The 3372-nt window shown below is 65.8% G+C and carries 4 protein-coding genes; 1 reads left to right on the top strand and 3 read right to left on the bottom strand.

Features of this window, described 5'->3' with window-relative positions; translation table 11 throughout:
- Positions 1-53: 53 nt before the first annotated feature.
- Together ACFV4K_RS35165 and ACFV4K_RS35160 are read right to left on the bottom strand one after the other, a co-directional pair.
- Positions 54-548, bottom strand: coding sequence for a phosphoribosyltransferase (locus ACFV4K_RS35165; protein WP_379280616.1), 495 nt, complete (start codon positions 546-548; stop codon positions 54-56).
- A gap of 53 nt (positions 549-601) precedes the next feature.
- Positions 602-1312, bottom strand: coding sequence for a metal-dependent hydrolase (locus ACFV4K_RS35160; protein ID WP_379280615.1), 711 nt, complete (start codon positions 1310-1312; stop codon positions 602-604).
- 159 nt (positions 1313-1471) lie between these two features.
- On the opposite strand from ACFV4K_RS35160, the gene ACFV4K_RS35155 reads away from it, so the two are divergent.
- Positions 1472-2218: a hypothetical protein gene (locus tag ACFV4K_RS35155; protein ID WP_379280614.1), complete on the top strand. Its 747-nt coding sequence runs from the start codon at positions 1472-1474 to the stop codon at positions 2216-2218.
- 44 nt (positions 2219-2262) lie between these two features.
- On the opposite strand, the gene ACFV4K_RS35150 is transcribed toward ACFV4K_RS35155, so the two are convergent.
- On the bottom strand, positions 2263-3114 hold the full coding sequence (locus tag ACFV4K_RS35150; protein ID WP_379280613.1) for an alpha/beta fold hydrolase: 852 nt from the start codon (positions 3112-3114) through the stop codon (positions 2263-2265).
- Between the last annotated feature and the right edge of the window lie 258 nt (positions 3115-3372).

The raw sequence follows: 3372 nt of genomic DNA, 5'->3' as shown, positions 1-3372 counted from the left end.
GCCCGGAACCTGGTGGTTCCGGGCCGTTGTCTTTGCCGCGTACAGGGTTTGGCTCAGGCGTCCAGGACGCGGTGTTTGCGTTCCACCACCGGCGGCTGCACCGACCAGGGGAAATTGATCCATTTGTCGGTGCGTTTCCACACGTATTCGCAGTCCACTTCGGAATGTGGCTTCTGGTAGATGACCGCGCAGCGGACCTCGGCGACGTGGTCGGAGCAGAAGTCGCGGACCAGTTTCAGCGTCTTGCCGGTGTCGGCGACGTCGTCGGCGACCAGCACGGTGGCGCCGGTGAGGTCGACGGCGCTGGGTACGGGCGGCAGCATGACCGGCAGGTCCAGGCGCTGGTCGACGCCGGTGTAGAACTCGACGTTCATGACGTGGAGGTTCTTGACGTCGAGGGCGTAGCCGAGGGCGCCGGCGACGAAGAGCCCGCCGCGGGCGATGGAGAGGATGAGGTCGGGTTCGAAGCCGTCGTCGGCGATGAGCTGGGCCAGTTCCCGGCCGGCGTTTCCGAACAGTTCCCAGCTCAGTTCTTCGCGATCGCTCATGCTCGACTCCGTTTTGGCCGCTGCGGTGGTCTTCGTGATCATACGAGCCGGGGTCAGGGCTGGTGGGTGATCGTGTACCAGAGCAGGGCGAGGGTGGCGAGGGCGAACAGCGGTACCAGCACCATGGTTTCGATCTTGTTGCCGGTGCGGTCGATGATCGGGACGCGGGTGCGGAGTTTGAGCGGCCACAGCAGCCGGCAGCCACGGTCGGTGAGGCAGTCGCCGATCAGATGGGCGAGAGCCCCGAGGCCGACGGAGAACGGCAGCCAGAGCGGTTTGTCGCTGATCCAGTGGTCGATGGCGAAGGTGCCGCAGACGGCGAGGATGACGACGGTGCCCCAGGATTTGAGGCCGTCGCCGCTGGGGGCCAGACCCAGTGCCTTGACCGCGAGGGCGAGCAGGAAGAACACGAGGGCGAGGGTGAAGTTGCGGCCGAGCAGGTGTTCCCCGGCCCAGGTGCCGTAGGTGACGGCGGCGACGAAGGCGAAGGAGTGGGTGCCGTGGCGGTGCCCGCCGGAGATCCACGAGATGAACTTGCACGCGTAGTGCGAGACCGGCCCGAGCACATGGGAAATGGTTCCCGAGGGGTGGTCGGCGTCGGGGAGCAGCGCCGCGCCCGCGGTGAGGAAGGTGCCCATCACCAGATCGACGGAGCCGATGGCCCCGGATTGCACTGCGGGATAGGTCAAGACGGTGAGCGGCAGCGCCGCGGCAGCCGCCGACCAGGCGAGCGCGCCGCTGGTCGCATGTGAATGTCCTAGCACCACTTGAAGGTTAACGTACGGGTTCGAATCCCTTTTCAGGGCAGCCGGTTTGGTTTTCGGGGTGTGTTCCGGATCGCTTTCGGGTGACCCGGGTGCATGAGGTGGCGGGCCTCCAATAGTCTCGAATCGATTGTGCTTTCCGTTCAGAGAGGATCGGACATGTCGGTAGCGTCCGCGGTGAAGGATCAGATTCAGCAGATCGGCGGGGGATTCATGTTCTCCCGGGAGGCCCGATCCTTCGCCGAGAGCACCGGTGTCCCCGGCTTCCTGCCGGGCTATACGCGTGGCCGCGGCGGTGTGCTGGGTGATGTGGACGCGGACGTGGTGACCGCGGCGTTCGGGTTCTTCCGTCCTGATGCCATCCGGCAGGCGTGGGAGTCGACCGCGGGGGTGTCGGCGGAGGCGGGCGCGGCGGGCTATCTGAAGGCTTGCCAGGACTTCGGCCGCCGCAAGCTGGCCGACTTCGATGATTCGGGCCGGTTGGCGGAGCTACTGCTACCGGTGGTGGCCGCGGCGAATCCGGTGGGTGTGCCGTTGTTCGCCGGGTGGCGGGCGCTGCCGTTGGCGGAGGACGCGCCGGGCCTGGTGCTGCAGCTGGTCCACATTCTGCGGGAGCTGCGCGGCGGCTTGCATCTGATCGGCGTGCTGGGCAGCGGTCTGACCCCGTTGCAGGCGGTGCTGATCGCGGGCTCGCCGTTGAAGCCGGGTCCGGATCAGGCGCGCAATTTCGGCTGGCCGGAGCCGTTCGACGAGATCACCGCGGAGTTGAAGGGCCGTTGGATGCAGGCCGAGCAGATCACCGAGGATCTGATCGCGCCCGCGTTCGCGGTGCTGGACGACAAGCAGGGGGACGAGCTGGCGGCGCTGCTCACCTCGTGTCACGCCACGGTGTTCGGCAGCCGCTGATCGAGATCCGGGTGGGCTGATAGCGGCCCACCCGGTGGTCCTGTTCAGCGATGCAGGAATTCGAGGGTGACGCGTTCGAAGGCTTCCTTGGCCTCGTACATCACCCAGTGCCCGCACTTGGGGAAGACGTGCAGTTCGGCGTTGGGGATCTGCCGTAGGGGGATGAGGGCCATGTCGGTGGGGCATTGGCGGTCGTCGCCGCCCCAGGTCATGAGGACCGGGCTCTTGATCTTGTGCAGCATGGACCAGTAGGGCGGGGTGGGGGAGTTCTCCAGGAATTGCTGTTGCAGCGCAAGCGCTTCCGACCCGTACATGGCTTTGAGGCTGGCTTGCGCCGCGGGATCGGTGGCGGCGGCCCAGCGTTCCTCGACGAGGTCGTCGGTGATCATCTTGGGGTCGTAGATCATGCAGCGCAGCCACCGCATGAGGCCTTCGCGCGAGGGTGCGTCGGCGAATTCGGACAGCAGCCGGGTGCCTTCGCTGGGGGTCATGGCGAGCAGGCTCTGCCCGACGCCGCCGATGGCGATGATCTTCTCGACCCGTTGCGGGTGTGCCATGGCGACATTGAAAGCGACGACGCCGCCCATGGAGTTGCCGATCATAGCTGCGGAGTCGAGGCCCACGGCGTCCATGAAGCGGATGACGGCGTCGACGGCGGTGAGCACGGGGTGTCCGGGAACCGGGTCGCTGACGCCGAATCCGGGGAATTCCAGGACGTAGCAATGGAAGTGATCGGCGTAGAAGCCCAGGTTGTTGCGGAAGTTCCGCCACCCGTTGACGCCGATCCCGGATCCGTGGAGCAGCAGTAGGGGAGGGCCGTCTCCGGCTTCGTGGTAGCGCAGAACGCCTTTGTCCGTGGCGATTTCGCGTCGGGTGTTCTCGTATGTGACATCCACTCCACCACGATAGAACAGGTTTCACTTCTATGTCGCCGATATGTCGGCAAAGATCTATAGTTGCATGCAGACATGCGTATGCATCACTGTCCACTCAAAATATCGTGACCGACAACCCCGGCCACGACAGGACGGGCCACTCCTACAACCACGAGGACACCGATGTCGCGCGCCGTTCCATCGGCCGCGTCCGCACCCGGATCATCGACTGACCGATCCCAGAGACGCGCGATGCCCCCGAACCGGATGGTTCGGGGG

The organism is Nocardia sp. NPDC059764, from assembly GCF_042732555.1.
GTDB lineage: Bacteria > Actinomycetota > Actinomycetes > Mycobacteriales > Mycobacteriaceae > Nocardia.
The sequence above is the reverse complement of the archived record's forward strand: the minus strand, read 5'-3'. Positions and strand labels throughout refer to the sequence as shown.

What these genes read in the sequence shown, in the direction of transcription:
- ACFV4K_RS35155 (WP_379280614.1), top strand. Translation starts at nt 1,472, where the DNA reads ATGTCGGTAGCGTCCGCGGTGAAGGATCAGATTCAGCAGATCGGCGGG.
- ACFV4K_RS35165 (WP_379280616.1), bottom strand. Translation starts at nt 548, where the DNA reads ATGAGCGATCGCGAAGAACTGAGCTGGGAACTGTTCGGAAACGCCGGC.